Consider the following 26,461-nt stretch of genomic DNA (forward strand, 5'->3'; position numbering starts at 1 on the left):
AACGGAGCGACAGCGGCGCGGGATGGGCCGCGAACCTAACGCCAGAGGCCTCTGGCGATGAAGCGCCTCTGGCGCTACACGTTGAAGCGGAACAGCATCACGTCGCCGTCGGAGACGACGTACTCCTTGCCTTCGGAGCGCATCTGGCCCGCCTCTCGCGCGGCGCTCTCGCTCTCCAGTCGGTCGTAGGCCTCGAACGGGATCGTCTCGGCGCGGATAAAGCCGCGCTCGAAGTCGGTGTGGATGACGCCAGCGGCCTGGGGCGCTTTGGTGCCCTTCGTGATGGTCCACGCGCGGGACTCCTTCGGCCCGGCGGTGAAGTAGGTGATGAGGCCCAGGAGCGCGTACGCGGCGCGGACCAGGACGGCCAGGCCGCCTTCCTCGACGCCAGCGGCCTCCAGGAACTCGGCGCGGTCCTCTGGCGCGAGCTCGACGAGCTGCGCTTCCAACTCGGCGGAAACGACGACCGACCCGGCGCCTTCCGTCTTCGCGTGCTCGGCCACCTTCTCGGACATCGCGTTGCCATCTGGCAGGTTGTCCTCGGCCACGTTCGCGGCGTAGAGGACCGGCTTGGCCGTGAGCAGGAACGAGCCCTGCAGGATCACGCCCTCCTCCTTGGTGACCTCCAGCGTGCGCGCGGGCTTGCCGTCGGAGAGGTGCGCCTCCATCCGCGCGAGGAAGTCGGCCTCCGCCTTGGCGCTCTTGTCGCCGGTCTTGACCGCCTTGGCCACACGCTGGTGCCCCTTCTCGACCGTCTCCAGGTCTTTCAGGATCAGCTCGGTCTCGATCGTCTCGATGTCGCGCAGCGGATCGACGGAGCCCTCGACGTGGACCACGTTGGGGTCCTCGAAGCAGCGGACCACGTGGACGATGGCGTCCACCTCGCGGATGTGCATCAGGAACTTGTTGCCGAGCCCCTCGCCCTTGCTCGCGCCCGCGACGAGCCCCGCGATGTCCACGAACTCGATGGTTGCGGGAAGGGTCTGCTTGCTGCCCGCCAGCTCCGCCAGCCGGTCCAGGCGCGGGTCCGGCACGGCCACGACGCCCACGTTGGGCTCGATGGTGCAGAACGGGAAGTTGGCCGCTTGCGCTCCCGCGTCGGAGAGCGCGTTGAAGAGCGTGGACTTGCCCACGTTGGGGAGCCCGACGATGCCGACGCGGAGTGCCATGTTCAGATGCGGAAAGGGGAAAGCAACGGTGCGCCTCTGGCGCCAGAGGCCGATTCTAGACTCGCGAGGGCCGCGAGGGGGCGCGTTCGCGGTGAAATGGACGCGCCGCGATGGGGCGCCCCCTGAACGAGCGCGGCTGTAGGTTGCGGGATGCGCCGCCTCGGTCTCCTGCTCCTCTTGCTGTCTCTCAGCTCGGCCTCTGGCGGCGTCCTCGCGCCAGAGGCGCAGGTCCTCCCCACGCCCCCGCCTCGGGACGGCGTGCCGCCGCCCATCGACCCTGTGGACGAGGAACTCGACCCGCCGCGGCCCGACCCTGTCCCGCGCCTGTCGTCCAGCCCCCGGCTCTACGGCGGCCCCGCACTCGGCCCCGGCCTCTTTGGCGCCTACGCCGCGCCGCAGCTCAACGTGTTCACGCAAGAGGCTGCGCTCTACATCGACTACGACCCCAAGTTTACCGGCCAGGGCGGGCAGCTCCGCCTCGGGCTGGGCGTCGGGGGCAGCATCCGCCTGCTACAGGTCTTAGAGATCGTCGGCGACTTCGACGCCGACCGGATCGACCTCGACGCCGGCGTCCGCGTCGGCCCGGCGTTCGACATCCCGTTCTTTTCCCCGACGGGCGAGCAGCGCACGCGCGCGTTCAGCGTCCTGTTCGATCCGTTCGTGCGCGGGCAGGTCCGACTGGGCTCCAACCGCGTCGTGTTCGCGGAGGTGGGCGCGAGCGAGCCGGCCATCCGCGGCGGGCTATCGCTCGGTATCGGCGGCTGACCACGCGCCTGCAACGCGGCGGCTCTGGCGCCAGAGGCCTCTGGCGCGTGCGCTCAGCGCGCGACGGTAAAGGTGTGCCGCTCGCTGTGCTCGCCGGCCTGGAGCCGCACCAAATACCGGCCAGACGGCCAGACGGACGTGGAGAGATCAATGGCGGCCTCGCGGGCAGAGGCCTCGCGGCTCACGCTCGTTATGCGCCGGCCGAGCGCATCGTACACGTCCAACGTGAACGAGCCGGGGACGGGGAGCGTGAACGAGAGCCGCGCGGACGTGCGGGCCGGGTTGGGATGGCTGGTGAGCGCCAGAGGCGCGGGCTCTGGGGCGCTCGGCGTGCTCACGGAAAGCTGGAGGCCGGTGGCGCGCCACGCTTCGGTCTGCCCGCTCGGGTTTCTGCCGTACCCGACGATGGTGGTCCCGTCGTCGGAGATCTCGTAGGCGAGGCTGAGCTTCCACCCGCTCAGGTTCAGGCCGTAGTCGTCCTCTAACATCTCCTGGATACTCCTCATGCCTCCCTCTTCCGTCCAGAGGAACGCCCGGTACCCCTGCGGCTCGGCCTCGCTGTAGCCGACCACGGCTGATCCGTCGGACGAGACCGCGAGGGCGACGGAGTGGAAAAAGCTCCCGGGGAGGTCGCCGAGACCAACCATGCCGCTTTCTTCCGTCCAGCGAAACGCTTCGATTCCGTCGTCTGATTGGCCCCAGCCCGCGAGCACGTCGCCAGAGGCCGACGCGGAGTAGACGACCGAGAAGTACGTCCCGCCCGGCAGGTCGCCGAGCCCCACCATGCCTTCCTCTACCGTCCAGCGGAACGCTTCCGGGCCGTTCTCGGATTGGCTGATCCCTCCAATCACCCGTCCATCGGGCGAGATGCTGTAGGCCTGGGAGTAGAAGAAGCCCCCCGGCAAGTCCCCCAGGCCCATCATCCCGTCGTCTTTGGTCCACCGGAACGCTTCAAACCCCTTGTCCCCGTTGCTCTCCCCCACGACAACCACGCCATCGGCGGTCATGGCCGTGGCGCGGGAGAAGAAGAAGCCGCCCGGCAGGTCCCCGATGCCGACCATTCCGTTGGCGTCGGTCCAGACGAAGGCCTCTGTTCCGTTTGCGGATGCGCTCTGCCCCGCAACTATGCCTCCGTCCGCCGAGACCGCATCGGCGCGAGAGGCGAACGCGCCACCGGGCAGATCCCCCAACCCGATCATCCCGCCGCCTTCCGTCCACAAAAACGCCTCGTCCCCGCTGGACGATGAGCTTTCCCCGACGACGACCGAACCCTCTGCGGAGACGGAGTAGCCCTTGGAGTCAAAAGCGCCTCCCGGCAGATGCCCCAGCCCTTTAAACGACGCCTCTTGCGCCTGAGAGGCCGGAAGAACGGCCAGGGCCATCAGGCACCCGAGCAGGGCTACCGCTGCGGTTGGTGGGCAGGATCGATGCATGGCATGGTCTCTCGTGGGTGACGGTAGAGCGAAAGTACAGGGCGGAATGGCCGCACAAATAGGCCCCACCCCCATTCCTCGGCTTCACGTTCCGGGCCTCTGGCGCCAGAGGCCACCCCGCTAGCTAGTGCTCCCTACCGCTGGTACGGGACCGATATGAACTCCCGCTCTGGGAGCCGCACCGCCGTCAGCTTCCCCAGGTCCGGCCGGTGCGCGTAGACGGCGCCGGTGTCGATGGCGATGAGCATCTCCTCCGAGAGAGGCTGCGAAACGGGCGTATGCCCGCACACGACGGGGATGTCCCACGCCGAGAGGTCCGCGTTCAGGTGCTTCCGCGTCCACAGCACCACGTCGGGGTTCGGCTCCTCTAGCTGCTCCTCGATGGACTCGCCGGGAAGGAAGCCTGCGTGGACGAACGCGAAGCCGTCGATCTCGGCCGCGAGGACGGTCGCGCGGTAGAACGCGAAGTGCTCCGGGGGAACGCGGGTGTCCGGGTAAGACATGAGCGTTTCCAGGCCGCCGTTGGCGCTCCAGAGGTCGTAGGCGCCAGGCTTGGCGTCGGCCCAGTCCAGCAGCATCTGGTCGTGGTTGCCGCGGATAAACGTGCAGGCCGGGCCGTCGCCAGAGGCCGCCGCATCGCGGAGCGCCATCATCCGCTCGATCACACCGTAGGAGTCCGGCCCGCGGTCGATGTAGTCGCCGATAAACACGACGTGGTCCTCTGGCGTGAGGGCGAGGCGGTCCAGCAGCGCGTCGAGCGTGCCGAGGCAGCCGTGGATGTCTCCGATTGCGTACAGCGCCACGTCTGTCGGCTACTCGCCCGTCTTGGTGCTCGTGTTGATGAGCCCACGGCCTTTCTTGGATAGGCGGTCGGTCTCGCGCAGTTCGTTCAGGATCGCGTCCAGCACGCCGTTGACGAAGCTGGGGCTCTTCTCGCTGCCGAAGATCCGCGCGAGGTCCACGGCCTCGTTGATGGTCACCTTTGGCGGGATGTCGTCAAAGTGGATCATCTCCGCGACGGCCATGCGCAGAACCAGCCGGTCCGTAAGCGCGAGGCGCGAGATCTCCCAGTTCTGGACGTGCTTGTCCAGGAGCGCGTCCGCTTCCTCGCGGACGTCCAGGCCCCGGAGGAGGAGCTTCTCCGCGAAGCGGATATAAGTCTTCTCGCCCTTGAAAATGGGCCGGATGAGCGTGTTCAGGATGTGCTCTACCGAGTCCCCGCTGACCTCTTGCGCGTAGAGGGCTTGAAGGACGCGCTCGCGAACCTGGCGACGAGTGCTCATGAGAAGAGAGAGAACGAAAGCGAGGGAGAAGAACCCCGCCGAAGCGGGACAGCGAAGATAGACCGCCGCCGTCCGCGCCTAGGGGGAAGAGGCGGAGAAGCGGGGCCCTGGCGTTGCCGGGCGTAGGGTCCGTGTCGCCAGCGCGGCGCGCCAGAGGCCAGCGGCGGGACGTACGGAGTTAGGTCCGCCAGCGGCGAGGGTCTAGAGGCGAAACGCCGCGCTCTCTGTGCCGCTCTCCCCGCCCCCTCCCCCGCTCCGGTTCGCCGCGCGCCCCGCGTTTGTGGCTGCGGTCGCGTTCGGGCTCGGGGTTGTGGCCGCGGAGGCCGTGCCGGCGTCCAGGCCTCTGGCGTGGTTGGGGGCGGTCGGCGCGTGCGCGCTCTTCGCGGGGGCATACGCGTGGCGCTCCCGCCAGAGGCTGGTGACGCTACGGCCTCTGGCGATTGCGGCGGCGGCCCTCGCGGCCGTGTTCGCCCTCGGCGCGGGGCGGATGGCGGCGTGGAGCACGCTCCCGCCGGATCACATCGCGCACGCAGCGGCGCGGGCAGTGGAGGCGGAGGACCCCGACATCACGCTCTGGGGCACGGTCGAGGCCGAGCCGACGCGCCGGGCCTCTGGCGTGGCGCTCATTGTGCGTGCGGATTCGGCGCTGCGAGGCACACGCGCCCAGCGCGTGCGGGGGTTGGTGCAGGTCACGCTCTCGATCCCACGGGCGAACCCGTGGAGCGGCGAACTCCCGCCCACGCCCGTCTACCCCGCGCTCCACACCGGCGACCGCATCGCGATCGCGGGCGCGCTCGGGGTCGCCAGAGGCCGGAGAAACCCGGCGGACTTCGACTACCATCGCTTTCTGGCGCAGCGCGGCATCCACGCCACTCTGCGCGCCTCTGGCGCCGAGTCCGTCGCCTTCCTCGCGCCGTCCGCCTCCGTTCCAACGCGGTTCGCGAACGCGCTCCGCCAGAGGATCCGCCGCGCGATGGGGGCGCACGTGGTCTCGCCAGAGGCCCGCGGCGTGCTGGGGGCGCTGCTTCTGGCGGACCGGAGCGGGATCTCGGACGACACGCGCGAGGCGTTCGTGCAGGCGGGACTGGTGCACCTACTCGCCGTGTCGGGCCTGCACGTGCTGCTGGTGGGCTTCGTGCTGTACGGACTGCTCGGGCCGCTGCTCGGGAGGCTCGGCGTGGGCTGGCGAGCGCGGGAATGGAGCCGATCGCTGTTCACGTTCGCGCTCTTGGCGGCGTACGTGCTCGTCACCGGTGGCGCGATCCCCGTTGTGCGCGCGTGGGTGATGGCGAGCGTCGTGCTGGCCGGCCGCGCGCTCGAAAAGCCGTTCGACACGCTCAACACGCTGGGCGTAGCCGCGCTCGTGCTGCTGTTTATCCGCCCCGCCTCGCTTTTCGAGGTCGGCTTCCAGCTCTCTTTCGCGGCGGTCGGCGCGCTCGCCACGCTGACCCCTCTGGCGACCCGCCTGCTCCGCGCGCACGTCCCGGCGCGCGTTCTCGCTAGAGGCGGCGTGACGTGGGCAACGGAGATGACGCTGGCCTCTGGCGCCGCCACGCTGGGGACGGCGCCCGTGCTGCTGGTCCACTTTGGGCGCGTGCCGCTGGCGGGGCTGCTGCTCAACCTTGCCGCGATCCCCCTTACCGCCACGGCGCTCGGAGCCGGACTGCTCACGGCGCTCGCCGCGCCTCTGGCGCCCGTTGCCGACGTGTTCGGCGCGCTTGCGAACACCGCAGCGCTGGGCTTGCTCTGGACGAGCGAGATCGGCGCCAGAGGCCTGGGGCTGTTCTCCGTCGAGCGGTTCGTGACCGACGGACTCGTAATGGCGGCGATGGCGGCCGGTTTGGCTGCGCTCGCGTTGTGGCTGCGGCCGCGCGCGCGGTGGCGGATGGCGCTCCTCGCGCTCGGGCTCGTCGTCCTCGCGGGGTGGCGCGGGGTCGCCAGAGGCGAGGGCCGCCCGGCGCTGGATGCGGTCTTTCTCGACGTGGGACAGGGCGACGCCACGCTCCTCTCGTTTCCAAGTGGCGCGCATGTCCTGATTGACGCCGGCCCGGCCACGCCCACCTGGGACAGCGGCGCGCGGACGGTTCTCCCCCACCTCGCGCGCTACGGCATCCGTCGGCTGGACCTCGTGATTGCCACCCACCCGGACGCCGATCACACGGGCGGCCTGCCGTCCGTTCTCCAAGAGGTGGAAGTCGGGCGGCTTGTCCACAACGGCGTCCCGCGCGAGGACGGCCCGTGGGCCGAAACGCTTCGGATCGCGGACTCGCTTGGCATCGCGCAGCACGTCGCCGCCGCAGGAGACACGCTCGCCATCGGGCCTCAGGCACGTATCCACGTTCTCGCGCCCGGCCCGCAAGCGCTGGCCTCTGGCGACGCCAACGAGGGCTCGGTCTCGCTGCTCGTGCGGTTCGGCGAGACCGACCTACTGCTGACGGGTGACGCGGAAACGACCTCAGAGGCCGAAATGCTGGCGACGTACGGCTCCCTGCTCCGCGCCGAGGTCGTCAAAGTGGGCCATCACGGCTCTCGCACGTCCTCCACACCGCGCTTCGTGGAGGCCGCGAGCGCGGCGCCAGAGGCCGGGGGCGGCACGCGGTGGGCCGTCGTCTCCGTCGCGGAGCGCAACCGGTACGGCCTGCCGGACGAGGAGCCTCTGGCGCGGTGGGCCGCCAGAGGCGCCGGCGTGCTCTCCACGGCGGACCTCGGAGCGGTCTGGCTGCGTTCAGACGGCCGAGACCTCTACCCCGTGAAGTGGCGCTGACACCGCCCGGCGCGACCCTTGGGAGACCGCGCGAAAGCCCGGCACCACCCATCGGAAGCGCTTCCGGCGCCTCTATATTCTGGCAGCCGCTCGGCTCAGCAGGCCATCACCCAGCCCGCCGCGCCGAGCGGCCCCGTTCCCTGATTCCCCTTCCCCCCATCCCATGGAGAACCCCCGCATCTGGTTCGACGGCAAGCTCGTGAACCACGAGGACGCGACCGTCCATGTCCTCTCCCACGTCCTTCACTACGGCTCGTCCGTCTTCGAGGGGATCCGGTGCTACAAAACCGACAAAGGCTCGGCCGTTTTCCGCCTCCGCGAGCACATGCGCCGCTTGGTGGACTCCGCCAAGATCCACCGGATGGAGATCGACTACGACCTCGACACGCTCTGCGACGCCGTCGTAGAAACCATCGAGGACAGCGGCCTGGACGCCTGCTACATCCGGCCGCTCACCTTCCGGGGGCACGGCAAGATGGGCGTCAACCCGCTCAACAACCCCGTCCGCACCATTATCGCGGTTTGGGAGTGGGGGCAATACCTCGGGCCGGAGGCCTTGGAGAACGGCGTGGACGTGCAGGTCGCCTCGTGGAGCCGCCCGGCGCCCAACACCATCCCCGCGATGGCAAAGGCAGGTGGCAACTACATCGGCTCGTCGCTCATCAAGATGGACGCCATCAAGAACGGGTTCGCCGAGGGCATCGCGCTGACCGTGGACGGCTACCTCTCCGAGGGCTCGGGCGAGAACCTGTTCATCATCCGCGACGGCGTGATCCACACCCCACCCGCGGCCTTCTCCATCCTGCCGGGCATCACTCGCGATAGCATCATCACCATCGCGCGGGAGCGCGGTTACGAGGTGCGCGAGGTGGCCATGCCCCGCGAGGCGCTCTACATCGCAGACGAGGTGTTCTTCACCGGCACGGCCGCCGAGGTCACCCCCGTCCGCTCCGTGGATCACCACGTCGTCGGCGGAGGCACGCGCGGCCCCATCACGACCGAACTGCAGACGGCGCTCTTCGACGTGCTGCACCGCGGAGAGGACTCCCACGGCTGGCTCCGCTTCGTCGGAGACGCTGCGCCAGAGGCCTCTGGCGACGGCGTCGCGAGCGGCACGAAGTCGCCCGAGGTCAACGTGGCCTAGCGCCCGTAGGCCGGATCGTTTCTGCGCGGGGCGCCTCTTCGGGGGCGCCCCGCGTGCGTGAGGGGCCCTACCTTCACCGACCCTCACCCGGCCGACGCATGACGATCCGACTCGCGCCTCTGGCGCTCGTGCTTCTCCTCACCCCTCTCGCCTCCACCGCCCAGACCGACCTCGACGGCTCCGCAACGCCACGGCAGGGGACCCTCCGAGCGTCCTCCGCGACTCCGGCGGTGTTGGACATCCAGATCGCGCCAGAGGCCGAGAACCCGGTCGCGGACTGCCCCGGCTACTTCACGCTCGGCGCTCCAGACGCCGTAGTGGACTGGGAGGGCGGCGGCAGCGCTCTCCGGGTCTGGGTCCGCTCCGCTCTGGATGGCGTGCTGATCGTGCAGGCACCGACTGGCGAGACGCTCTGCGAGGACGACACCGACGGCGTGCAGCCCGCCATCCAGATCGGGCAGGCGCAGGCGGGCCGCTACGCCGTCTGGGTGGGCGCGTTCACGCCGACGACCGACGCCTCGCCAGCGGCGACGCTGTACGCCGGCCCTCCGCCGCCAGAGGTCTCGCTTCAGGAGCCGGGCGCCTCCACGGCTCGTCTTGAAATGGAGGACAGCGACCTCACGCTCGCGGAAGAGAGCCGCTCTATGAACACCGCGGTCGCGGCTCTCGGCTTGCCCGACCGCTGCATGGGCTTTATCGGAACGGCTCCGATGGCGGTCGTAAGCGGTGACGGCCCCTACACCGTTACGGCGTCCTCCAGCGCGGACCTTGTCCTCGCCATCCGCACGGCCTCTGGCGACTGGCTGTGCGACGACGACAGCGGCCCAGACAAGGACCCAGCGGTCTACATCACGGCTGCTGGCGAGCACACCGTCTGGGTCGGCACGTTCCGCGGGCACGCCCGTGGCGAGGCGCCAGAGGCCGGGCTCCGCGTAACGCGAGAGACCGTCGTGGAGGACCAGCTCCCCATTCTGCCCCCTCCCCCGCCACCAGCCGAGCGGGTGTACTTCTCCGAGGGCTCCTACACGCCGATCGACCTCACCTCGCGCGGCTTCCCCGTGCCTCTGGCGACGCAGAGCGAGATGGCGCAGGTGAACGTCACGGCGATGGGCGAGACCGCCAACCCCATTTCGGGCGCCGCCTGCGCGGGCTTTATCCCCGAGTCGGCCTCGGCCACGATCGAGTTCGGCGGCGCAGGGCCGCTCACGATCACCGCGGAAACCCAGAGCGGCGACCTCGTGATGGTGGCCAAGACGGCCTCTGGCGACTGGTTCTGCAGCGATGACGCCAGCGGCCAGGACCCCGCCATCGAGATCGCCAACCCCGGCGGAGACGTGATGGTCTGGGTCGGCACGTTCTCCCAAGGCGACGAGGCTCCAACGGTTCTGACGGCGCACCGTGCGGAGTTGATCGACGTGCTGCCTGAGGAAGAGCAGATCTACGACGACTACCTGGAGATCATGGAGGGCGGCGTCGCGTCGTATTCCAGCGGCACGTACTCCGGCTCCGGCCTTTCGCCAGAGGCCGACGCTCCATCGCTGACGCTCGGCGCGGAGTCCAGCGTGGGAGTGGGCGGCACGGTGTCTACCCCCGTCTCGGGCGACGCGTGCGCAGGGTTCATCTCGGCGGCGCCCTCAGCGGTGGTCGCTGCAGGCGACGGCACACTGGCCTTCTACGCCTCTGGCGAGGAGGACCTCACGATGACCGTCCGCACGCCGAACGGCGACTGGTTCTGCAGCGACGACCACATCGGTCTGGACCCAGGCATTGAGGTGTCCTCTGGCGGCGACGGGATGTATGCGATCTGGCTCGGCACCTTTACGCCGCTCCAGACGCCCTCGGCGGCGCGGCTCATCGTGGAAGAAGGCTCGCTCCGCTCCACGCGCTAGCAACGAGCGCTTTTGCGCGCACACAACCGTACCGTCGCGCCGTCTGGGCTGGCAACATCCACCCGCGGCGCGGCGTTTGCATACCTCAAGGATCACCCCTTCCCCCGGAGACCATGCAGACGCTACTACGACTCTCGACCCTCGCGCTTGCGCTTGTGCTCACCACCGGTAGCGCGCTCGCGCAGCCGGACCGCAACGGATCGCCCGCCGTGACGATGAGCGTCAGCGGCGACGCCGTCGCCTCCTCTCCCGTGCAGGCGGGCGGCAATGACCGCGTGGCCGTGCAAGGCAGCGGATGCTCGGGCTTCATCACCAACGCCACGCCGACCGCCGCCGTTACGTGGAGCGGCAGCGGCGCCCTCTCCATCTACGCGACCTCCGCTGGCGACGCGACGATCGTGATTTCGGACCCAGATGGCCGCTGGCACTGCAGCGACGATGCCGACCGCAGCAACGCCAACCCGGCCATCACATTCGCGCAGGGCAAAGCCGGCAAGTACCTCGTCTGGGTCGGCATGATCGACGCGGGCAAGGCCAGCGCGACGCTCAAGGCCAAGAGCGGCCAGCCCGCCTGGTAGCCTCTGGCGTGGCGCTCTCGCGCTTCGCACGCATGCAAACGCCTCTGGTGACCTGATGTCGCCAGAGGCGTTTTTCTGTTCTAGCGTTTCTGCCTACTGCGCTCCGGTGAGAACCACGAAGTCGTCGGTGCCCATCTCGGGAACGGCACCAGAGGCCGGAGCCATGGTCACAACGAGGATGCGAGCCTGAGACGCGAGGCGCCGGACGTGCTCGGGAATGCCGAGTCCGCCCGCGCTGTGGAAGCTGCCGTTGACGTGGACCGCCAGAGGCTGCTCGCCGGCCTGCGCCATCGCGTCCACCATGGCCTGAGCCATCGTGGCGTCGCGGAGGTTTTGAGCGGCCAGCATTCCGTCTACGCTTGGCATCCCAGGGATGGCGCCGTGGCTCCCCATGTCGCCCATGAGCGCGGTGAACTTCGTCGCCAGCAGCTCAGACGGCGGCGCGACGGGGGCCGGCATCGTGGCCCGGGCCTCTGGCGAGAGCGCGTCGAGCGCGTCGACGCTGCCCTCGCGCGAGACGAGGCTGACGTAGCGCTTCGGCGCGTTTGTACCCACGACCGGGATCCCGTTCGTGATGGAGAACTCCACGAGCGGGCGGTAGTCGCGGGCGTAGTTGGGCCACGGGCGAGACGCCGCGGTCATGTCTTGTTCGCGGATCACGCCCGAGGCGTACTCGTCCAGCACGCCTTGCACGTCGGTCTCGAACATCTCCATGCCGAGCACCACGCCTCTGGCGCCGCCGTAGCGCTCGTGGAGCGCGCGGAGGATGTGGAGCTGGACGACGTGGCCGAGCGAGTCGTCGTGGATCTCGCCGAGGAAGACCACGTCCGCATCGGCTGCGGCGTTGACGATGTCACCAAGCGTAACGGCATGACCGTCGCGCGAGGTGACGGCCACAGACCCCGCGAGCGAATCGGGGGTCTGGGCGTGCGCGGCCATGGCGCTAGAGGCGAGGATCAGGAGAGCGAGGAGGCGTTTCATGCGTCGTCGTCGGTTTTGCGACGGCGCGAGCGCGAGCGGCTGCGCTTCTTCTTGGGTGCCTCGTCGTCTGCACCGTCATCGTCGTTGCGGCGGCTCGTGGTCTCGTCGTCGCCAGAGGCCTCTGGCGCGTCGTCCTCATCGCGGGCGCGCGTGTCCTCCCGGTCGTCGTCGTCGTCGTGGTCGCGGCGGCGCTTGCGGGAGCGGGGCTTCTCGTCCCCGTCCTCATCGCGGCGGCGCTTTTTGCGGGGCTTCTCGTCCTCGCCAGAGGCGTCGTCGGCCTCTGGCGCGGGCGTGACCTCGTGGAGGCTCTGGCGGTAGGCGTCGTCCAGGAGCATCGCGAGGATCTCCGGGTTGTCCTCCTCCACGAGCTGCCGGGCGACGGAGATGAAGCGCGCGGCGCGCTCCACGTCCATCGCGGAGCGGTCGCGCATGCGGTCCTCCAGGCGGTTCGTCAGGCGCTCGCCGACGCGGCGGCCCAACTCGTCGTCCGTCGGAAGCTCGCGCGTCTCGATCGGGATGTCGTACTTCTTGATGAGGTCCGCGATGGCCGTCCGCTCGTGCGCGGCGAACAGCGTGGTGGACGTGCCGCTCTTGCCTGCGCGGGCCGTGCGGCCGGAGCGGTGCACGTAGTACTCCTTGTCCTGCGGGATGTCGAACTGGAAGACGTGGCTGAGGTCGCTCACGTCGATGCCTCTGGCGGCGACGTCGGTCGCGACGAGGATGCGGAGCTTGCCGGCGCGCAAGCGGCCCATCACCTTTTCGCGGGCCTTCTGCGTGAGGTCGGACGAGATGCCATCGGCGTCGTAGCCGAAGTTCTGCAGGAACGTCGCGAGGTACTCCACCTGCCGCTTCGTGTTGGCGAAGACGATGGCGGAGGACGGGTTCTCCCACTCGATCAGCTTGGCGAGCGCGCGGTCTTTCTCCATCGGCGGGACCTCGACGGCGTAGTGCGTCATCATGTCCACATGGATGCGTCCGCCGGCGGGCGCGAGGAAGACGGGATCGGTCAGGAACTCCCGGCCGACGCGCTGCACCTGGTAGGGCATCGTGGCGGAGAACATGGCCGAGACGCGCTCCTTGGGCAGGAAGCGCTTGAGCTTGCGCATGTCCGGGTAGAAGCCCATGCTCAACATCTCGTCGGCCTCGTCCAGCACGAGCATCTTGAGCCCGTCCAGGCGGAGCGTGCGGCTCTCGATGTGGTCCAGCACGCGGCCGGGCGTGCCGATCACGACCTCGACGCCGGCCTTGAACGCCTCGATCTGCGGGCCGTACGACGTGCCGCCGTAGACGGCGACGGCGCGGACGCGCTCGTCCTCTGGCGCGGCGGCGTTCATCTTCTCAAACTCGCCGTGGATCTGGCGGGCCAGCTCGCGGGTCGGGCAGAGCACGAGCGCCTGCGTGACGCCGGCGTCGGGGTCCAGCATGTCCAGCATGGGCAGCAGGAAGGCGCCGGTCTTGCCGGAGCCCGTCCGGCTCTGCACGACCACGTCGCGGCCGTCCAGCGTGTGCGGGATCGCCTGCGCCTGAACGGGCATCAGCGATTCCCAGCCGAGCGCCTCAACGCCCTCACGGACGGTATCGGGCAGCGAGTCCAGCGTGGCGAGCGGCGCGTCCTCGGCCGGGTCCTCGAAAGGCGTCTGGGTGGGGTTGTCCTCTTTGCGCTGCTTCTGGGCAGTGCTCGTGAGGTCGATCTGAAGGGCGTAGGCCAAAGGTCTTGGAGAATGCGGGATGTCTCGCCAGAGGCTCGGGCCTCGCGGGACTGAAACGACCGCGCACCTCTGTTTTCTCGTGGACGCGGCCAGCGATGGTTCAGGATACACGCGGCTCTCGCGTCCGGTTGCTGCGCGCGGCTCTCTTCCGCAGAGTTTCCCGGCGCGCCGGCTCGCCAGAGGCTACTCGCGGCGCTGGCCTCTGGCGCCAGAGGCTAGAGGCCGATTCGGAGGCCGACCGTTGGAACGGTCTCGCCTGTTGGCGCCCGGTGCGCAGACGCAGACGCGGTGTACCCCACAACGGACCCCGCAGCCGCCCCCGCCGTGTAGGCGAGAAACCCGAGTCCAGAAACGAGCAAGCCGTCCGTAATCAACGGATCTGGATCGTCATCTCCCCGACTCCTGCTGCGCTCCATCTGAAACCCGATCTCCACCAAGACGAGGCCAGGAACGACGCCGAGCGCGGCCCCGCCCACAGCGCCCAGCAGCGTTCCATCTTCTCCCAACGCCTGGCCCATCGCGTAGACGGCCGTTCCGCTGACGGCGGGAAGCGCGAGCGCCGGCACGATGGACTCCGCCCCGACGCTCAGCGCTACCGTGCCGACCGACGCGGCGACGCCCGTAGCAATCAGCAAGAGCCTATTTCCAGAACTGCGGGAAACGACGAGCGCGATGCCCCCTTCCCCTTCTACTTGCTCATGAGAGACGCTCGCGCCAGCCTCGGGCAGCACGAGCACGCTTTCGAGCAGCCCACCAGAGGCCTGACCCACCGCCTCTGACGAAAGGCTGCTCCGCTCGCCAGAGGCGTCTGCAAGATGCTTGGGGTGAACGGAACCCGCCTCTTGCGCTAGGGTCGGCGCGGCAACGAACAGGAAAGCGAGCAGAGCGAAACGCATGTCACGGGCGGTTGAAGGGTCCGCAAGCTATACCGCCCGTGAACCCGTTCCTGACCATCTACATCGCCATCCCGCCGTCCACGTGGAGCGTGTGGCCGGTGACGTACGTGGACGCGTCCGAGAGCAGGAAGAGCACCGCCGCCGCGATGTCCTCGGGTTGGCCGAGCCGCTTGAGCGGGATCTGCTCCTTCATGTGCCCGGTCACGTTCTCGCCCAGATCCGCCGTCATGTCGGTCTTGATGTAGCCGGGCGCGACCACGTTGGCACGCACGCCGCGTCCGCCCAGCTCGCGCGCCAGGCTCTTGGTGAACCCGATCAGTCCGGCTTTGCTCGCGGCGTAGTTGGCCTGCCCCGCGTTGCCCGTTACGCCCACAACCGACGAGATGGTGACGATGCTTCCGGCGCGCTGCTTCATCATCGGGCGGTAAGCCGCCTTGCAGACGTGGAACGCGCCCGTGAGGTTGGTCGAGATCACGGCCTCCCAGTCCTCTGGCGTCATGCGGATCATCAGCCCATCGCGCGTGATCCCGGCGTTGACGACCAGCCCGTCGATCTGCCCCCACGCATCCACGACGGACTGCACGGCGCCAGCGGCCTGCTCGGGATCGCCGGCGTCGGCCTGGATGGCGAGGGCGCGCTCGGCTCCGCCGAGTTGCTCGGCGAGGGCGTTGGCGGTCTCGGACGACGAGCGGTAGGTAAACGCCACGCGGGCGCCGGCGCCAGAGGCGGCTTCGACGATGGCGCGGCCGATGCCGCGGGTGCCGCCGGTGACGAGGACGGTCTTGTCGGTGAGGTCGAGGGTCATGGGTGAGATGCGTGGGTCGGGATGCGGTGGGCCTCTGGCGCCAGAGGCCAGAGGACGCCGGGAAGCTACCGGCTCTGCGCCACTCCGGAGGCTTCAGAGCGGGCCTTGACGACGGCCAGGATGTTTTGCTGGATGTCGCGCATGAACAGGTCGGTCCAGAGCCGGGTGTAGCCGTTGAAGCGGGTTTCCAGCCGGTGCGTGCTCGCCAGGCGCAGCCGCACGCGCTCGCGCCCGGCCTCTGGCGCCAGAGGCTCGATGACGTAGCGGCCGTCGAGCACGTCGAAGTAGGGGCCGCCCACGGCGACGTGCGTGTCGAAGGTGGTCGGCGGCACGTCCTCGGCGGAGATGGTGAACGCGAGCGCGCGGTTCTCCTCCCACTCCGTCACGGTCTCGATGAACACGACGCCGCCCTCAAAGGACGCGTGGCGGACCGACCCGACGCCCGTGCCTTCGAGCCGCGCGGCGATGGGCCGAGGGAATCCGATTTGGTGCGCGAAGCTGGGACCTAGCTCCTCTGGCGTGATCGGCGCGACCTCGCGGATCTGCTCCCAAACCTCCGCCGCGCTCGCGTCGATCTCGATCTCGTCCTCCACGACGCGCGTGTGGACGGGCGTCGGCAACGCGCCCTCGCCAGGAGCCAACAGGAACGGCACGATGGCGACGCCCGCGAGCATGAGCGGATGACGCCGGTTCTCAACACGTCGCGTCATCCCGGCAAGCATGCCACCCACGCTTGCGAACACGAAAAAGATGGGCCCCCAGACAACGATGCAGATCAGACCCTCCCACGCCAGCACCATCGCGCTCACAAGTGTGAGAAGTGCAGACGTGATGGGCACGCCGAGCCACGCGCTCCAGCTTCTGGTGCCGGGTAGCGTGTATACCGAGACGAACCCAACGACGACTGGCACGACGAAAATGAACGTGAACGACATCACCCCGATGGCGTCTCCTAAAGGCTCCCAGCCGAACACCAGCCTCGCGAAGAGGCCGTACGCCAGGCCGAGCGCGACCGAGTACAGAGCCGTCTTTCGCGGCAGGCCGAGGATCTGCCTAGCCGTCTCGCCAAAGGCCTCAGGCGGGGGTGTGGCCTCTGGCGGAGCGTCGTGTTCCATCTGGAAAGGGGCGTGGAGCGCGCAAACGTACCGAGCCGCAGAACCGCGCGCCTCTAGCGCCAGAGTCTCAGACCGCGAGGGCTTCGATCTCGTCGGCGGTTCCGGCCGTAGCGGTCTCCGTCTGCCGCCCGAGCGAGCGCTTCGCGAGTCCCGCGAGCACCTTGCCCGCACCGACCTCGACGAACCGCGTCACGCCAGCGGCGCCCATCGCCTCCATCGTTTGGGCCCAGCGGACCGGCGCGGTGAGCTGCTCCAAGAGCCTCTGGCGGATGACTTCGGGGTCGGTCGTCGGCTCAGCGGTGACGTTGAGCACGACCGGCACGGACGGCGCTGAGAGGTCGAGCGTTTCGAGCGTGGCCGCGAGGCCTTCGCGAGCGAACTCCATCAGCGGACTGTGGAAGGCACCGCTTACCGGGAGCGGGATCACGCGCCGCGCGCCCGCCTCTTGCGCCATCGCGCCGGCACGCTCCACCGCCTCGCGGTCGCCCGAGATCACGATCTGCCCCGGGTCGTTGTAGTTCGCCGCGACGACGTCGCCCTCGCCAGCGCCAGAGGCTTCGGCGCAGACGCGCTCCAGGTCGGCGGCGTCCATGCCGAGAACGGCCGCCATCGTGCCGGGGCGTACGTCGCCGGCTTGCCCCATCAGTTCGGCGCGGCGGCGGACCGCCAGAAGCCCATCTTCGAAGCCGACGGCGCCGACGGCTGCGAGCGCGCTCCACTCGCCCAGGCTGTGCCCGGCGGCCATGTCGCAGCTCAGGCCTCTGGCGGCGAGCGCGGCGTGGGCCGCGAGGCTGTGGACGTAGAGCGCAGGCTGCGTGATCTCCGTCCGCTTCAGCGTCTCCGCCGCCGTTTCGCCCGTATCGAACATGGCCTCACTAAGCGAGAAGCCGAGAGCCGCGTCGGCGCGCTCGATAACCTCGCGGGACTCAGGAAATCGCTCGGCGAGGTCGGCGGCCATGCCCGCGAACTGTGAGCCCTGGCCGGGGAAGAGGAAAGCTGTCATCGGAGGTGGAAGTCTGAGATGAGAGAATGCCGCCCCGAATGGTCGTCGGCCTCTGGCGCCAGAGGCCTGCGGTCTGCGCCGCTGGCTGGATCTAGGCCGCCTCTGGCGCGCCGTCGTAGGCCCACGTGAGATACGTCGCGCCCCAGGTGAAGCCGCCGCCGAAGGCCGCCAGCACGATGTTGTCGCCCTTGCGGAGCTTGCTCTCCCAGTCCCAGAGGCAGAGCGGGAGCGTGCCGGCGGTCGTGTTGCCGTAGCGCTCGATGTTGAGCATCACCTTCTCGGCCGGGAGGTCCATCCGTTTCCGCGTCGCGTCGATGATGCGGAGGTTGGCCTGGTGCGGCACCAGCCAGTCGACGTTGTCCGCCGTGAGGCGGTTGCGCTCCATGATCTCGGCCGCCGCCTCGGCCATGCCGACAACGGCGCGCTTGAAGACGGCGCGTCCGTCTTGCCGCGCGTAGTGCATGCCGGCCTCCACCGTCGCGTGGGTCGCGGGCCGGAGGCTTCCGCCCGCCTCCATGCACAGGGACTCCGCGCCGGATCCGTCCACGTAGCTGACGGAATCGTGCACGCCGTAGCCCTCCTCGTTTGCCTCCAGCAAAACCGCTCCGGCGCCGTCGCCGAAGATCACGCACGTCGTGCGGTCGGTGTAGTCGATGATGCGGCTCATGGTGTCGCCGCCGATCACGAGGATCCGCTGCGCCTGCCCGCTCTCGATCATGCTCGTCGCCGTCGAGAGCGCGTAGAGGAAGCCCGAGCACGCCGCGGAGATGTCGTAGCCCCACGCGCCAGAGGCGCCCAGGTTGTTCTGCACCAGGCACGCCGTCGCCGGGAAGACCATGTCCGGCGTGATCGTCGCGACGAGGATCACGTCGACGTCCTCGGCGCTGAGGCCGCGCTTGTCGAGCGCCTCTTGCGCGGCGCGGGTCGCCATAAACGCCGTGGCCTTGTTCGGATCGCGGAGGATGCGACGCTCTACGATGCCGGTGCGCGACCGAATCCACTCGTCGTTGGTGTCCACCATCTTCTCCAGGTCGGCGTTGGTGAGCCGGTCTTCCGGGAGATAGGCGCCGACCGCGGTGATGGCGGCTGTTCGGCGGGGGGCCTGAGGCATAGTTAAGCGCTGACGGTATCGGCGGAGGGACGGGCGATGGCCTGCGCGACATGCTCGGTAACGCCCCCGGCCACGAGTTCGGCCGTGTGGGTAACCATGCGCGCGATGGCACGGGCCGACGATCCGCCGTGCCCGATTACGGCGGTGCCGCCTACGCCGAGAAGCGGCACGCCGCCGTAGTTCTCGTAATCGAAGCGGGCGGCCACGCCGCGGAGGATGCTTTTCACGCCAGAGGCCACGTCGGCGCTGAGGCCCTGCTTCTCGATCTCGGTTCCGAACAGGTGGGGCAGGATCGTCGAGAAGCTCTCGCCGAGCTTGAGCATCACGTTGCCCACGAAGCCGTCACAGACGATTACGTCTGCGCCGTGGTGGAATACGTCGCGCCCCTCGATGTTGCCGATAAAGCCGAGGTCGTCCATCTCGCTCAGCCGTTCGAAGGTCTCCTTGACCACCTCGGTTCCTTTTCCTGGCTCCTCCCCCACGTTCACGAGCGCGACGGAGGGGTTCTCTTTGCGCAACGAGTGCTGCGCGAACACGCGGCCCATCGTCGCGAACTGCACGAGCAGGTCGGCGCGGACATCGACGTTGGCGCCCACATCTACGCAGATGCACATGCCGGAGACGGTCGGGAAGTAGCCGGGCAGCGCGGGGCGCAGGACACCCGGCAGACGGCCGAGGATAAACGTCGACGCGGCCATGACCGCACCGGTGTTGCCCGCCGAAGCGAACGCGTCCACTTTGCCAGCTTTGTGTGCGCCCAACCCCACGTGGATTGACGAGTGGGGCTTCCCCTTGAGCGATGCCGACGGGCTCTCGCCCATTCCGATCACCTCTGGCGCGTCGAGGATCTCAATGGCGAGGCCGTCCGCGTTGCGGGAACTCAGCGCTTCTCGCACCTCGGCTTCCCGGCCCACGAGCACAACCTCAAGGGAGCCGTGGGACTCTTGAACGGCCAACACGGCTCCTTCCGCCGTTACGCCAGGGGCATGGTCGCCGCCCATTGCATCCAGGGCGACACGGATCGGCCGTGAGGGCGAGGTCGGCGACATCGAAGCGGAACGGGGACGGGCGGAAGAGGGGCGGTAAGGTACGCTTAGCCCCCTGTAACGACGAACGCCCGTGCAGCCTTCCCGTTCTCACGGGCTCGCTGCACGGGCGTGCGGGCTATGGCCGTGGCGGCCACGCGTGATCGCCAGAGGCCACGCATTGAAGGCCTCGCGCGTTAGTACCGCTCGGTGCGCTCCACGACGGCGCGGCCACGGTAGTGCCCGCAGTTCGGGCAGGCGCGGTGCAGGATTTTATCGCTGCCACAGTTGGAGCACTCCTGCGTCACAGGCAGCGAGCGCACTTTGTACTGGGCGCGGCGGGTAGCGGTGCGGGCCTTGGAGTGGCGGCGCTTAGGGTTTGCCATGAGGCGGGGGAGTTGTCGCGGCGGGCCGCGGGGGTCAAAACGTCAGGAGTCGTCGCCCTCGTCGGGCGGCAGGAGGCGGCGGAGCGCCTCCCAGCGAGTATCGGTCGCGTCCTCTTCCGACTCGCCGAAGCGGGTCTGGATCTCCTGCGCCTCGGCCTCTGGCGAGACGCGGCGGAGCGGGAGCGAGAGAAGGATGGTATCCCGAACGGGCTGGGTGAGGTCAATCACCTGGTCCTGTTCAGGAAACGGGTACACGTCGTCCGCGTCCTCCGCGATGGGGGACGTGGTAAAGAGCACTTCGTGCGTGCCCTCGACCGGTTGCGGATACATGTTCAGCGTGCGGTCACATTCGAGCGTCGCGACGGCACGCGTCACGTACGCCGCGCGAACGCGCCGGTCGTGCATGTCGAGACGGAGCGCGACGACGATATCTTTGAACACCTCGGGGTCGAGGTCCAGATCGGCGGCGGTCGGATCGAGCTCCATCTCATGGAGCCCGTCATCGAAGGGGGCGAGGTCTACCCGGAGCATCGGAATCAAGGAGCAGGTCGAGTCCCGCACGCGTTCGCGCACGGAACCCGGAAGCTAGGCGGGCCACGCCAGAGGCTGCAAGGCATCACGCGATGTTTGATTTCGCCTCGCGAGGCCTTCGCATCCCAGCGCTGTGCACGAGGCGCCAAGCCCACCCCGAAACCGTTAGGAAAGTCGGCGTGGACCTCGCCGCGATCCATAACGGCCCATGGCCACGCAACAGCATCCGGGCGATCCTCAGTGTTTCACATTGCTTCCGGTTGCACCGGTCGCGCCGAGCTCAGTAGACTGCTCTCACGCGGGCGGCGAATACCCGTGGAGTAGCTACCACACTCACTCCGCTATGGGGATGAGACCCCAGCGCGCTTTGCGCTATAGCGGGTTGCGTGGAGAGGGTGTGGATAGCGTAGCATCAAGCACACCACGGCTCCCAGGCCTAAGCGCCTCTGGCGTTGCCACTCTGCTCTTATTGGCGTTTCCGCAATTCGCAAAAAGGTTGGGGGACAACGGGATACACTCTGCTTTCCACATTGTTAGCAAGATGTGGATATCATGCGCTGCCTCTGGCGCCCCGTTCAAACGCTCTCACGAGCCGCCGATTTGGATGTGGATAAGCCCGGATGCGCACCTTACGGAGCCCTCCCTTTGGCGCCGGCTATGGCGGATCTTGGGCTCCCCCTTTTTTCTCTCACCCCCCTAGCGCCGACGCCCAATGAACAGGACCCCCCAAGAGGTCTGGGCAGAGTGTCTCGCGATCATCCGAGACAACATCAGTCGGCAGAGCTACAGGACGTGGTTTGAGCCGCTCCGCGCTGTCGCGCTGAGCATTGAGGACGGGGCGCCGAAGCTCACCGTCCAGCTTCCCAGCCGGTTCTACTACGAATGGCTGGAGGAGCACTACTTCGCGCTGCTGCGCAAGACGATCACGAAAGTGCTGGGGCCGGCGGGCCGGCTCTACTACGATATCGTCATCGAGCGCGAGGACACCGAGGCCGAGCGTCCGGGTGCGTCCATGCAGATCCCGGCGCAGCCCGGCGGTCAGTCCGTCAAGCCGCGGCACTTCCACACGATGTCGCCAGAGGCCCCGCCGCCGCGGCAGCCGCAAGGCCATGCGCCGTACCACCCGGCCGGGACGCCGCCCGCCTCTGGCGGACGCAACGCGCGCTACGGAGGAAACGCCAACGGCCCGACGAGCCCCTTCGCGATCCCGGGCGTGCAGCGGGAGGTGGATCCGCACCTGGACCCCAACTACACGTTCGATCGCTTTATCGAGGGCGACTGCAACCGACTCGCGCGGAGCGCGGCGTGGGCGATCGCCCAGCAGCCGGGCGCGACCTCGTTCAACCCGTTTCTGATCTACGGCGGCGTTGGGTTGGGCAAGACGCACTTGGTGCAGGCCATCGGCAACTACGCGCGGGCGCAGGGCAAAGCGCGGACCGTCCGGTACATCTCGTCCGAGCAGTTCACGTCCGAATTCGTCCGCGCGATCAAGGAAAACGCCGCGGCCGCGTTTGCGCGGATGTACGAGTCGCTCGACATCCTGATCGTGGACGACGTGCAGTTCTTCGGGGGGCGCGAGAAGACGCAGGACCAGTTCTTCCACATCTTCAACGAGCTGCACCAGCAGAAAAAGCAGATCATCCTCTCCTCGGACCGTCCGCCCAAGGACATTGAGGGGATCGAGGAACGCCTGCTCTCGCGCTTTCAGTGGGGCCTCGCGGCCGACGTGCAAGCACCCGAACTGGAGACGCGCATGGCGATCCTCCGCCGCCGCGCCGAAGACGACGGCACGCGCGTCGCCAACGACGTGTTCGAGTACGTCGCCACGCACGTGACCTCCAACATCCGCGAGCTGGAAGGCGCGCTGATCCGCCTGCAAGCGCACGCGGCGCTCCAAGACCGCGAGATCGACCTCGAACTGGCACGCGACGGGCTCCGCGACCTCATCAAAGAGCAGCGCTCGGCGCTCAACATTGAGCAGATCCAGCGCGTGACCTGCGAAGTGCTGAACATCCCCGAGGACCTCGTGCGCGCCCGGACGCGCAAGCGCGAGGTGGTCCAGGCGAGGCAGATCGCGATGTACTTCGCCAAGCAGCTGACCAAGCACTCGCTCAAGACCATCGGCCAAGCGTTCGGCGGGCGCGATCACTCGACCGTGATCCACGCCGTCCGTAGCGTGGAAGACCAGATCGACACCGACCCGCTGTTCCGCGAGACCGTGGACCGCGTCCGCAAGAAGCTCAACCTTCAGACGCGGTAGCCTCTGGCGCCTGCCGTTCACGCCAAAACGCGCTCCTTGAGCGAAGGCCTCTGGCGCCAGAGGCAAGCCGAAACAACCGCTTGCGGGCAGGTCCACGCTTCGCCAGAGGTCGGTTGATTGCGGAACGGAAACCGCCGATACTGCGTCCTGACTCTTTATCCGAATCGATCTCTAAAACGGGTCTCAACCCGTCCCGGTTATGAAGTTCACCGTCCCCAGCCAGGATCTCCAACGCGCCCTCTCGACCGTCAGCGGCGCGGTCCCTTCCAAGGCGACGCTGCCCATTCTGGAGTGCGTGCTTTTCGAGCGCGACGCCGAGAACGAGGCGCTGCGGATCGCCGCGACCGACCTGGAGATTTCTATCGTCCAATCCATTCCGGTCCAGTTTGAGACCAACGGCACGGACGCCAAGCAGCGGATCGCAGTCCCGGCCAAGCGCCTGCTGGACACCATCCGCGCGCTCCCTTCGGGCCTGCCTGTAACGGTTACGACGGATTCCGAGTACACCGTCGAGTTGACGACCGATCAGGGCCGCTACAAGATGGTCGGCTACGACGGCGGCGACTACCCCGCCCTTCCAAGCCTGGAGAACGCGCAGGCGATCAAAGCGCCTGTGGCCGTTCTCAAGCGCGCGATCGACAAGACCGGGTTTGCCGTCTCGCGCGATGCCCTCCGTCCCGCGATGATGGGCGTCCTCTTCCAGGTTCGGCCCGAGAACACGCGTGCCGTCGCGACCGACGGCCACAGGCTCGTCCGCCTCACGCTCGACGCCATCACGGCCGAGGAGCCCATCGAGTTCATCGCGCCGGAGAAGGCGCTTTCGCTTGTTGGGAAGGCCGCTGGCGACATGGGCGACTGCACGATCCGCGTCGGCGGCGGCTACGTCGAGTTCTCTCTCGGCGATACGACGGTGATCGGCCGCATGATCGACGAGCAGTACCCCAACTACGAGGCCGTTATCCCCGTTGAGAACGAGAAGCGCCTGACCGTGCAACGCGAGGCGCTCCTGGCGGCCGTCAAGCGCGTCGCGCTGTACTCCTCCAGCATGACGCACCAGGTGCGGCTCGCGCTCCGCAAGGACGGCATCGAGATCTCCGCCGAGGACATCGAGCGCGCCTCTGAGGCCAAAGAGCGCGTGCTGTGCGAGTACGACGCCGAGGACATGGAGATCGGCTTCAACGCGACCTACCTCACCGAGGTGCTCCAGAACCTCGACGCCGACGATGCGGTCTTTGAGTTCTCCTCGCCCAACCGAGCAGGCGTCGTTTCCCCTTCCGACCCCAACGAGGGCGAGGACGTGCTGATGCTCATCATGCCCGTCATGCTCAACACGTACGCGGCTTAGCGACATCGCCAGAGGCTGGCCTCTGGCGCGACGGCTCTCGCGGGGGCGCATCTTCGGGTGCGCCCCCGCGTTCTGTCTGGCCCCTGCCCCTGGCGCGATGCCCGCTCGTCCCCAAACCCCGGTCCTGCTCATCGATGGTGTCTGTTCGCTCTGCGAAGGCGCCGTTCGCTTCGTGCTAGACCGCGAGCGGCCCGGCGCACCACCGCTCCAGTTCGGATCGCTGCAGGACGAATCCGCAAAACCGCTCCTCGCGCTCTCGGGCCTCCCGGAGGATTACTTGGAGGGCGTCGTGCTTGTCGGCCCGGAGCGCACGCTGACCGGCGCCGACGCCGCGCTCGCTCTGATGACGCGGCTCCAGGCGCCGTGGCCGGCGGTCGCCAGAGGCCTCGGCCTCGCGCCGCGGCCTGTGCGCGAATGGGCCTACCGGATGGTCGCGAAGCACCGCTACCGGCTTTTCGGAACCAAAGACGAATGCAGCCTGCCGACCGCCGCGGAACGCCGGCGAATGCTAGGCTGAGGAGCCTCTGGCGCCAGAGGCTATCCCTGCGCGTCGAGGTAGTCCAGGAGCTTAGCCGCCTCTGGCGCCCGGTATGCGCCGTGGGCGACCACGGACTCTAGCGCGATCCGGGCGGCGTCGATGTCGCCCTGCAAGAGCCGGATGCGTCCCAGAGCAAGCGCGGCCTCCTGACCGTAGTGCCCGTTTGGCACGTCCCGAGCGATGCCTGTAAACGCGTCCGCAGCCGCATTCAGCGCGGCGTCGTCGTACCGCGGAAACAGACCAAGGATGGACCGTCGGGCCTCTACCAGAAGGTCCACAGCAGCGGCGTACCGGTCCGATACCTCCTGCCCCCGCACGGCGCGGAAGCTCTCAGAGATGTCGCCGATGTCGGCCACGCGGTTACGCTCGGGCGTTTGGATCGAGGAAACGGCGAACGCTCCTCCGTACAACGCGAGGATTGCGAGCCCGGCGAAAACGAGCCGTCGCGCCAGAGGCCCGGCGGTGTGCGGCTTCTGGCGAGCCGCTGGCGGGCGGTCTGCAACGAGGGTCCGGGCATTCCTAGAGGAGTGGCCGTTCACAGCGCGAGGTTGATGGTCTGCTGTGGTAGCCTTTGCACTGCCCTCTGACGCGAGGGGTGGCAGCGAGACGCCGGTAAGACGTTCGAACTCCGCCAGAGGCGACTCCCCTTCCGACTCGAAGGCGTCCAGACGCGCGTTGATCTCGTCTGCGTCCTCACCTGAAGACGTGGCCAGACCGGGACGATGCCCCAGGCGCGCGTCCACGATCTCGACCAGAGGTTCTTCCGGCCGGACAGCAGCGTTGACAACGTGAGCCAGAGCCATGGCGGTTTCCAAATCGGGTGCGAGATCAGGACGTTCGGTCACCTCTTCGATCACGCGTGCCTGCTCCTCCTCTGTAAGCAGAGCAAAGTTGCGGATGCGGTCGATAAGTGAGTCGTAAGCCATTTCGAATCAGGTGCAACGAGCTAGACCCTAAGGGACGAGAGACTTAACACCCCATCAGATGTGGGACGTAGTAGTGTCCCCATACTGAGCGTCAGCGGGGTGCAGGTCGTCGTAGTGGAGGGCGCGGATACGGCTGTCTTCTCGCATGCGCTTCATGACCCGAGCCGCGTACGTCCGAACGGTTGGCAGAGCGACCCCGCTCCGCTCCGCGATCTCGGCGTACTCCAACCCTTCCAGAAAGCGGAGCTCGCCGATCTTCCGGATGGCCTCTGGCATATCCTTCAGGACCAGAGCGAACACGTAACGGATCAGCGCCCGGTCCTGGTCCGTGACGGTCTCGGTGGCCTCCGCCGCGGCGATCCGGTCGTCGGGCTCCGCCAGTTCGCGCCGGTCGCGCCGGTGGTTCCGGAGTGTGTTCTTGCACACCACGCTCACGTAAGAGGCGAACTTGCTCGCGTCCTCAATCCGCTCCAGCGCGTTTAGCGAACGCCGCATGGCGCGCGACACGCAGCGTGCCTTCTCGCTCGGCGTCCCGCGCTCGCGCAGGAACTGAATGATGAAGTACCGTTGGATGTACGAATACAACCAGATCTGCACGACCGACTGGTCGGATTCCGCGCCAGAGGCGCGCCACGCTGCGAACGCCTGGTTGACCGCCTCGTAGTCATCTACCGCGAAGGGCAGGTGTCGGGAGACGGCATCCAAACGGTGAAACTCGTCAGGCGGCATAGAGGAAAGCGGGACCCGGGGCTGAGCCTATCAAGATAGCCCGCGTGCGAGGGGAAGAATCCGCGAACGTAGCGCC

General features: G+C 68.1%; 24 protein-coding genes. 8 read left to right on the plus strand and 16 right to left on the minus strand.

Annotation, left to right across the window (positions count from 1 at the left end; translation table 11 throughout):
• Positions 1 to 74: 74 nt before the first annotated feature.
• The gene (gene ychF, locus BSZ36_RS15025) at positions 75 to 1,169 is read right to left on the minus strand and encodes a redox-regulated ATPase YchF (RefSeq protein WP_094550398.1); all 1,095 of its coding nucleotides are present in this window, start codon (positions 1,167 to 1,169) and stop codon (positions 75 to 77) included.
• Between the two features lie 150 nt (positions 1,170 to 1,319).
• Between ychF and BSZ36_RS15030 the strand changes: the two genes are divergently transcribed.
• Entirely contained in the window at positions 1,320 to 1,934 is a 615-nt protein-coding gene (locus BSZ36_RS15030; protein WP_094550400.1) for a hypothetical protein, read from the plus strand.
• A gap of 53 nt (positions 1,935 to 1,987) precedes the next feature.
• Here BSZ36_RS15030 and BSZ36_RS15035 read toward each other — a convergent pair whose 3' ends face one another.
• The 3 genes from BSZ36_RS15035 to nusB form a co-directional block, all read right to left on the minus strand.
• A complete protein-coding gene (locus tag BSZ36_RS15035) occupies positions 1,988 to 3,316 on the minus strand; it encodes a T9SS type A sorting domain-containing protein (protein WP_179271212.1) in 1,329 nt (442 codons plus the stop codon).
• 185 nt (positions 3,317 to 3,501) lie between these two features.
• A complete protein-coding gene (locus BSZ36_RS15040; protein ID WP_094550404.1) occupies positions 3,502 to 4,170 on the minus strand; it encodes a metallophosphoesterase family protein in 669 nt (222 codons plus the stop codon).
• Positions 4,171 to 4,179: 9 nt separating this feature from the next.
• A complete protein-coding gene (gene nusB, locus BSZ36_RS15045; protein ID WP_094550406.1) occupies positions 4,180 to 4,650 on the minus strand; it encodes a transcription antitermination factor NusB in 471 nt (156 codons plus the stop codon).
• A gap of 226 nt (positions 4,651 to 4,876) precedes the next feature.
• On the opposite strand from nusB, the gene BSZ36_RS15050 reads away from it, so the two are divergent.
• The 4 genes from BSZ36_RS15050 (at position 4,877) to BSZ36_RS15065 (ending at position 11,025) form a co-directional block, all read left to right on the plus strand.
• A complete protein-coding gene (locus BSZ36_RS15050; RefSeq protein WP_094550408.1) occupies positions 4,877 to 7,414 on the plus strand; it encodes a DNA internalization-related competence protein ComEC/Rec2 in 2,538 nt (845 codons plus the stop codon).
• 163 nt (positions 7,415 to 7,577) lie between these two features.
• Positions 7,578 to 8,558, plus strand: coding sequence for a branched-chain amino acid transaminase (locus BSZ36_RS15055; protein WP_094550410.1), 981 nt, complete (start codon positions 7,578 to 7,580; stop codon positions 8,556 to 8,558).
• A 98-nt stretch (positions 8,559 to 8,656) separates the two neighbouring features.
• Positions 8,657 to 10,447, plus strand: a complete 1,791-nt coding sequence (locus tag BSZ36_RS15060; RefSeq protein ID WP_094550412.1) for a hypothetical protein — start codon at positions 8,657 to 8,659, stop codon at positions 10,445 to 10,447.
• Between the two features lie 113 nt (positions 10,448 to 10,560).
• Complete coding sequence (locus BSZ36_RS15065; RefSeq protein WP_094550414.1) at positions 10,561 to 11,025, plus strand: hypothetical protein; 465 nt, start codon at positions 10,561 to 10,563, stop codon at positions 11,023 to 11,025.
• A gap of 93 nt (positions 11,026 to 11,118) precedes the next feature.
• On the opposite strand, the gene BSZ36_RS15070 is transcribed toward BSZ36_RS15065, so the two are convergent.
• The 10 genes from BSZ36_RS15070 to BSZ36_RS15115 form a co-directional block, all read right to left on the minus strand.
• Positions 11,119 to 12,006, minus strand: a complete 888-nt coding sequence (locus BSZ36_RS15070; protein WP_094550416.1) for a ChaN family lipoprotein — start codon at positions 12,004 to 12,006, stop codon at positions 11,119 to 11,121.
• Positions 12,003 to 13,715 carry a DEAD/DEAH box helicase gene (locus BSZ36_RS15075; RefSeq protein ID WP_218827695.1) on the minus strand — a complete coding sequence of 571 codons (1,713 nt, stop codon included), beginning with the start codon at positions 13,713 to 13,715 and terminating at the stop codon, positions 12,003 to 12,005. The genes BSZ36_RS15070 and BSZ36_RS15075 overlap by 4 nt, the downstream gene beginning before the upstream one ends.
• A 215-nt stretch (positions 13,716 to 13,930) precedes the next feature.
• Positions 13,931 to 14,611 carry a hypothetical protein gene (locus BSZ36_RS15080; RefSeq protein WP_094550418.1) on the minus strand — a complete coding sequence of 227 codons (681 nt, stop codon included), beginning with the start codon at positions 14,609 to 14,611 and terminating at the stop codon, positions 13,931 to 13,933.
• A 58-nt stretch (positions 14,612 to 14,669) separates the two neighbouring features.
• Complete coding sequence (fabG, locus tag BSZ36_RS15085) at positions 14,670 to 15,416, minus strand: 3-oxoacyl-[acyl-carrier-protein] reductase (RefSeq protein ID WP_094550420.1); 747 nt, start codon at positions 15,414 to 15,416, stop codon at positions 14,670 to 14,672.
• 65 nt (positions 15,417 to 15,481) lie between these two features.
• The gene (locus BSZ36_RS15090; RefSeq protein ID WP_218827696.1) at positions 15,482 to 16,531 is read right to left on the minus strand and encodes an SRPBCC family protein; all 1,050 of its coding nucleotides are present in this window, start codon (positions 16,529 to 16,531) and stop codon (positions 15,482 to 15,484) included.
• A 67-nt stretch (positions 16,532 to 16,598) separates the two neighbouring features.
• The gene (gene fabD, locus BSZ36_RS15095; RefSeq protein WP_094550422.1) at positions 16,599 to 17,534 is read right to left on the minus strand and encodes an ACP S-malonyltransferase; all 936 of its coding nucleotides are present in this window, start codon (positions 17,532 to 17,534) and stop codon (positions 16,599 to 16,601) included.
• Between the two features lie 91 nt (positions 17,535 to 17,625).
• Positions 17,626 to 18,645 (minus strand): beta-ketoacyl-ACP synthase III, encoded by a 1,020-nt coding sequence (locus BSZ36_RS15100; RefSeq protein ID WP_094550424.1) that lies wholly within the window; start codon positions 18,643 to 18,645, stop codon positions 17,626 to 17,628.
• A 2-nt stretch (positions 18,646 to 18,647) separates the two neighbouring features.
• Positions 18,648 to 19,694, minus strand: coding sequence for a phosphate acyltransferase PlsX (gene plsX, locus BSZ36_RS15105; protein WP_094550426.1), 1,047 nt, complete (start codon positions 19,692 to 19,694; stop codon positions 18,648 to 18,650).
• Positions 19,695 to 19,867: 173 nt separating this feature from the next.
• Complete coding sequence (rpmF, locus tag BSZ36_RS15110; protein ID WP_094550428.1) at positions 19,868 to 20,056, minus strand: 50S ribosomal protein L32; 189 nt, start codon at positions 20,054 to 20,056, stop codon at positions 19,868 to 19,870.
• Positions 20,057 to 20,098: 42 nt separating this feature from the next.
• Positions 20,099 to 20,617, minus strand: a complete 519-nt coding sequence (locus BSZ36_RS15115; RefSeq protein WP_143536921.1) for a YceD family protein — start codon at positions 20,615 to 20,617, stop codon at positions 20,099 to 20,101.
• A gap of 682 nt (positions 20,618 to 21,299) precedes the next feature.
• On the opposite strand from BSZ36_RS15115, the gene dnaA reads away from it, so the two are divergent.
• The 3 genes from dnaA (at position 21,300) to BSZ36_RS15130 (ending at position 24,709) form a co-directional block, all read left to right on the plus strand.
• Positions 21,300 to 22,847, plus strand: coding sequence for a chromosomal replication initiator protein DnaA (gene dnaA, locus BSZ36_RS15120; protein WP_094550432.1), 1,548 nt, complete (start codon positions 21,300 to 21,302; stop codon positions 22,845 to 22,847).
• Between the two features lie 199 nt (positions 22,848 to 23,046).
• Positions 23,047 to 24,192: a DNA polymerase III subunit beta gene (gene dnaN / locus BSZ36_RS15125; protein ID WP_094550434.1), complete on the plus strand. Its 1,146-nt coding sequence runs from the start codon at positions 23,047 to 23,049 to the stop codon at positions 24,190 to 24,192.
• 97 nt (positions 24,193 to 24,289) lie between these two features.
• A complete protein-coding gene (locus BSZ36_RS15130; RefSeq protein ID WP_094550436.1) occupies positions 24,290 to 24,709 on the plus strand; it encodes a thiol-disulfide oxidoreductase DCC family protein in 420 nt (139 codons plus the stop codon).
• Between the two features lie 20 nt (positions 24,710 to 24,729).
• On the opposite strand, the gene BSZ36_RS15135 is transcribed toward BSZ36_RS15130, so the two are convergent.
• Together BSZ36_RS15135 and BSZ36_RS15140 are read right to left on the minus strand one after the other, a co-directional pair.
• The gene (locus BSZ36_RS15135) at positions 24,730 to 25,656 is read right to left on the minus strand and encodes a hypothetical protein (protein WP_094550438.1); all 927 of its coding nucleotides are present in this window, start codon (positions 25,654 to 25,656) and stop codon (positions 24,730 to 24,732) included.
• Between the two features lie 54 nt (positions 25,657 to 25,710).
• A complete protein-coding gene (locus BSZ36_RS15140) occupies positions 25,711 to 26,385 on the minus strand; it encodes an RNA polymerase sigma factor (RefSeq protein WP_094550440.1) in 675 nt (224 codons plus the stop codon).
• Positions 26,386 to 26,461 lie beyond the last annotated feature (76 nt).

Origin of the sequence: Rubricoccus marinus (genome assembly GCF_002257665.1) — a bacterium.
GTDB lineage: Bacteria > Bacteroidota > Rhodothermia > Rhodothermales > Rubricoccaceae > Rubricoccus > Rubricoccus marinus.

Bases quoted from the DNA above. Each gene is read 5' to 3' on its own strand.
- BSZ36_RS15060 (WP_094550412.1), top strand. From the start codon at position 8,657: ATGACGATCCGACTCGCGCCTCTGGCGCTCGTGCTTCTCCTCACCCCT.
- rpmF (WP_094550428.1), bottom strand. From the start codon at position 20,056: ATGGCAAACCCTAAGCGCCGCCACTCCAAGGCCCGCACCGCTACCCGC.
- BSZ36_RS15080 (WP_094550418.1), bottom strand. From the start codon at position 14,611: ATGCGTTTCGCTCTGCTCGCTTTCCTGTTCGTTGCCGCGCCGACCCTA.
- ychF (WP_094550398.1), bottom strand. From the start codon at position 1,169: ATGGCACTCCGCGTCGGCATCGTCGGGCTCCCCAACGTGGGCAAGTCC.
- nusB (WP_094550406.1), bottom strand. From the start codon at position 4,650: ATGAGCACTCGTCGCCAGGTTCGCGAGCGCGTCCTTCAAGCCCTCTAC.
- fabD (WP_094550422.1), bottom strand. From the start codon at position 17,534: ATGACAGCTTTCCTCTTCCCCGGCCAGGGCTCACAGTTCGCGGGCATG.
- plsX (WP_094550426.1), bottom strand. From the start codon at position 19,694: ATGTCGCCGACCTCGCCCTCACGGCCGATCCGTGTCGCCCTGGATGCA.
- BSZ36_RS15140 (WP_094550440.1), bottom strand. From the start codon at position 26,385: ATGCCGCCTGACGAGTTTCACCGTTTGGATGCCGTCTCCCGACACCTG.
- BSZ36_RS15030 (WP_094550400.1), top strand. From the start codon at position 1,320: ATGCGCCGCCTCGGTCTCCTGCTCCTCTTGCTGTCTCTCAGCTCGGCC.
- fabG (WP_094550420.1), bottom strand. From the start codon at position 15,416: ATGACCCTCGACCTCACCGACAAGACCGTCCTCGTCACCGGCGGCACC.
- BSZ36_RS15135 (WP_094550438.1), bottom strand. From the start codon at position 25,656: ATGGCTTACGACTCACTTATCGACCGCATCCGCAACTTTGCTCTGCTT.
- dnaN (WP_094550434.1), top strand. From the start codon at position 23,047: ATGAAGTTCACCGTCCCCAGCCAGGATCTCCAACGCGCCCTCTCGACC.
- dnaA (WP_094550432.1), top strand. From the start codon at position 21,300: ATGAACAGGACCCCCCAAGAGGTCTGGGCAGAGTGTCTCGCGATCATC.
- BSZ36_RS15065 (WP_094550414.1), top strand. From the start codon at position 10,561: ATGCAGACGCTACTACGACTCTCGACCCTCGCGCTTGCGCTTGTGCTC.
- BSZ36_RS15055 (WP_094550410.1), top strand. From the start codon at position 7,578: ATGGAGAACCCCCGCATCTGGTTCGACGGCAAGCTCGTGAACCACGAG.
- BSZ36_RS15130 (WP_094550436.1), top strand. From the start codon at position 24,290: ATGCCCGCTCGTCCCCAAACCCCGGTCCTGCTCATCGATGGTGTCTGT.
- BSZ36_RS15070 (WP_094550416.1), bottom strand. From the start codon at position 12,006: ATGAAACGCCTCCTCGCTCTCCTGATCCTCGCCTCTAGCGCCATGGCC.
- BSZ36_RS15035 (WP_179271212.1), bottom strand. From the start codon at position 3,316: ATGGCCCTGGCCGTTCTTCCGGCCTCTCAGGCGCAAGAGGCGTCGTTT.
- BSZ36_RS15090 (WP_218827696.1), bottom strand. From the start codon at position 16,531: ATGGAACACGACGCTCCGCCAGAGGCCACACCCCCGCCTGAGGCCTTT.
- BSZ36_RS15100 (WP_094550424.1), bottom strand. From the start codon at position 18,645: ATGCCTCAGGCCCCCCGCCGAACAGCCGCCATCACCGCGGTCGGCGCC.